Annotated in this window: 3 protein-coding genes; 2 read left to right on the top strand and 1 reads right to left on the bottom strand. The window is 71.9% G+C overall.

Translation table 11 applies throughout. The features are described from left to right. Positions 1 to 475 (bottom strand): amidohydrolase family protein (locus tag GV126_RS28355; RefSeq protein ID WP_159672064.1); only part of this gene is annotated, 475 nt, incomplete at its 3' end. A gap of 54 nt (positions 476 to 529) precedes the next feature. Between GV126_RS28355 and GV126_RS28350 the strand changes: the two genes are divergently transcribed. Both GV126_RS28350 and GV126_RS28345 read left to right on the top strand, forming a co-directional pair. Then, positions 530 to 1,057, top strand: a complete 528-nt coding sequence (locus GV126_RS28350) for a MarR family winged helix-turn-helix transcriptional regulator (RefSeq protein ID WP_236570141.1) — start codon at positions 530 to 532, stop codon at positions 1,055 to 1,057. Positions 1,058 to 1,119: 62 nt separating this feature from the next. After that, positions 1,120 to 2,945: GAF domain-containing protein (locus tag GV126_RS28345; RefSeq protein WP_159674193.1), on the top strand; the 1,826-nt coding region annotated here is incomplete at its 3' end.

Raw genomic sequence — 2,945 nt, 5'->3', positions numbered from 1 at the left:
GGGCGGGGTGGACGAAGACGTTCGCCGCGCGGCGGTCGAGTTCGGCCCACAGCGGCTCGAAGTCGGGGTCGCCGAGGTAGCGTCCGCAGGCGTTGGACATCAGCACGACGCCGTCGGCGTGCAGGATGTCCAGTGCGTGCACGGCCTCGGCCACGGCAGCGTCGACGTCGGGCAGCGGGATGCTGGCGAAGTGGCCGAAGCGGTCGGGGTTGTCCTTGACGACCTCGGCGCCGTACTCGTTCACGGCGCGGGCAAGGTTCTGGGCCTGGGTGTCGTCGCCCAGGTGGACGCCGGGAGCGGTGACGGACAGGACGCCGGTGGCGATGCCCTGCTGGTCCATCATGGCGATGGCGCTCCCGGGGCTCCAGTGGGGGATGGCCCAGCCGCCGGAGTCGAGACCCAGCGCGGCCAGGGTGGTGGCCCAGACCGGGGGGACGATGTGCTGGTGGACGTCGATGCGAGCGGGGAAGGTCATGCCGCCTACCGATCCTTAGCTTGCTAATAGAATTCATTTAGTAAGCTAACAAGTGTGAGTCAGACAGGCAACCGCGACACCCCCAGCACCCCCGACCCGCACGTCGAGCCCGGTATCGAGCGCCTGGCCCAGGCTGCCGACCGGCTCTTCTACGCCATGCGGCGTTCACGGTCCGCCACAGTGGGGCAATCCGAAGCCGGCCTCTCGATGTCGCAGCTGGCCCTGCTCACCACGCTGACGCAGGACGCCGAGGGCGAGGGGGTGCCGGTCAGCCGACTGGCCGCCGACGCCGAGGTCAGCGTGCCCACCGCCACCCGCATGCTGCAGCAGCTGGAGCACAAGAACGTGGTCACCCGACGCCGTGCACCGCACGACGAGCGCCAGGTCCTCATCCGGCTCACCGAGGAAGGCGCGGAACGCCTCGCCGCCATGCAGGCCGAGCTGCGCGCACGCCAGTACGCCGCTCTCTCGCAATTCACGCCGCAAGAGCAGCACGAGCTCGCCGCACAATTGGACCGCCTCGCCGGCATCATCGGCGAGACCGTCCCCGGTGCAGCCCGATCAGCGGCGGACCAGGGCTGAGCACTTGGTGGCTGCCTCGTGGGAGAGGGCGGCCCTGTCCGACCTGGGCCTATTGTGGGTAGGTGGGTGACGCTCGGTGCCGCTGGTGCGGTGCACCGGAGCCGGGGCCGGACGGCGGGTCCGGGCCGGGGCTGCTGGATGTCCCGCTGCTCCAGGCGGTGCGGGACACAGGAGCATCTGCCGGCCTGGTCTACCTGTCGTCCGAGGACGAGCAGACGCTGCGTCTGGCGGTGACGACCGGCGTTCCCTCGAAGGTGGCAACGCTGTGGGAGCGGCTGCTGCTGACCGACGCTGGCCCGGTGGCGGACGCGGTGCGTGAGCGGCGCCTGGTGTGGCTCGCCGACCAGACGGAGATGGCACACCGCTACCCTCGCGCGGCGCTCATCCTGCCCTACCCCGTGGCCCTGGCCGCAGCACCCCTGACGAGCGGATCAAGGGTGTGGGGCGGGCTGGTCCTGCTGTGGCCGGCTTCGCGCCTGCCGCGGCTCCGCACAGGCGAGCGGGGCGCCATCCATACCGCCTGCGCGCAGATGGGCTCGCTCCTGCGGCAAGCCGCCGCCGACGGGCGGCCGGTCCTGCCCGCCGCGGCGCCGCACACCGCGGCCCCGCCGCTCGCCGACGCAGCCGGACTGTCCGCCGCGGATCTCGACGCCGCAGTCCTGGGGGGCTGGTGCGCGCTCGATCCGGCAGGACGGGTCACGTTCATCAGCGCCCATGCCGCGCACCTGCTCGGCAGCAGCGTGCCGGACCTGCTGGGCGCGCTGCCGTGGGAGGTGCTGCCATGGCTGGACCACCCGGTATTCGAAGATCACTACCGGGCGGCGGTCGTCAGCCGCCAGGCCACCTGTTTCACCGCCCTGCGCCCCCCTGACCACTGGCTGGACTTCCAGCTCCACCCGGACGCCTCCGGCATCAGCGTCCGCATCGCGCCGGCCTCCAGGACCGGTCCGGCGCACGGCACCGAACCACCGGGGCGTGAACCATCCGGGCCGCTCAGCACCCTGCCCACGCGGGCGGGCGCCCTGTACGACCTGATGCGTCTGGCTGGGACGCTCACCGACACCCTGGGCGCGGAAGACGTCGCCGAGCGCGCCGCCGATCACATCATGCCCGCTCTCGGCGCGCAGGGCTTCGTCCTGACCGTGATCGAAGGTGACCGGCTGCGCGCGGTCGGCCACCGGGGCTACCGCCGCGAGGCCATCGAGCATTTCGACGGCTCCGCCTCCATGGACACCGCGGTCCCCACCGCACGCGCCGTGTCCAGCAGGACCCCTCTGTTTTTCACCTCACCCAGCGACATGGAGCCATACGATCCACGCATCCCCCGGCTGACCCGCAAGGCAGGCTGGGCCGTCCTGCCCCTGATCGCCTCCGGCCGCCCGGTCGGCTGCTGCGTGGTCTCCTACGAGCAGCCGCACTCCTTCACGCCCGACGAACGCGCCCTCCTGATCTCGCTCGCCGGACTGATCGCCCAAGCACTCGACCGCGCCCGCCTCTACGACGCCAAACTCCGACTCGCCCAAGGACTCCAGGCCGCCCTGCTCCCCGCAGCCCTTCCCCAGCTGCCCGGACTGGACGTGGCCGCCCGCTACCTCCCCGCCACCCACGGCATGGACATCGGCGGCGACTTCTACGACCTCATCCAACTGGACACCACCGCCGTCGCCGCGGTCATCGGCGATGTCCAGGGCCACAACGTGAACGCCGCCGCCCTCATGGGGCAGGTCCGCACCGCCGTCCGCGCCACCGCCGGGACACCCCCCAGCCACGTCCTCGCCCGCACCAACCGCCTGCTCACCGGCCTCGACCCCGAACTGTTCACCAGCTGCACCTACGCCCACCTGGACCTCACCCACCACTGCGCCCGCCTGGCCACCGCCGGCCACCC

The organism is Streptomyces mexicanus, assembly GCF_902506575.1.
GTDB lineage: Bacteria > Actinomycetota > Actinomycetes > Streptomycetales > Streptomycetaceae > Streptomyces > Streptomyces mexicanus.
The sequence above is the reverse complement of the archived record's forward strand: the minus strand, read 5'-3'. Positions and strand labels throughout refer to the sequence as shown.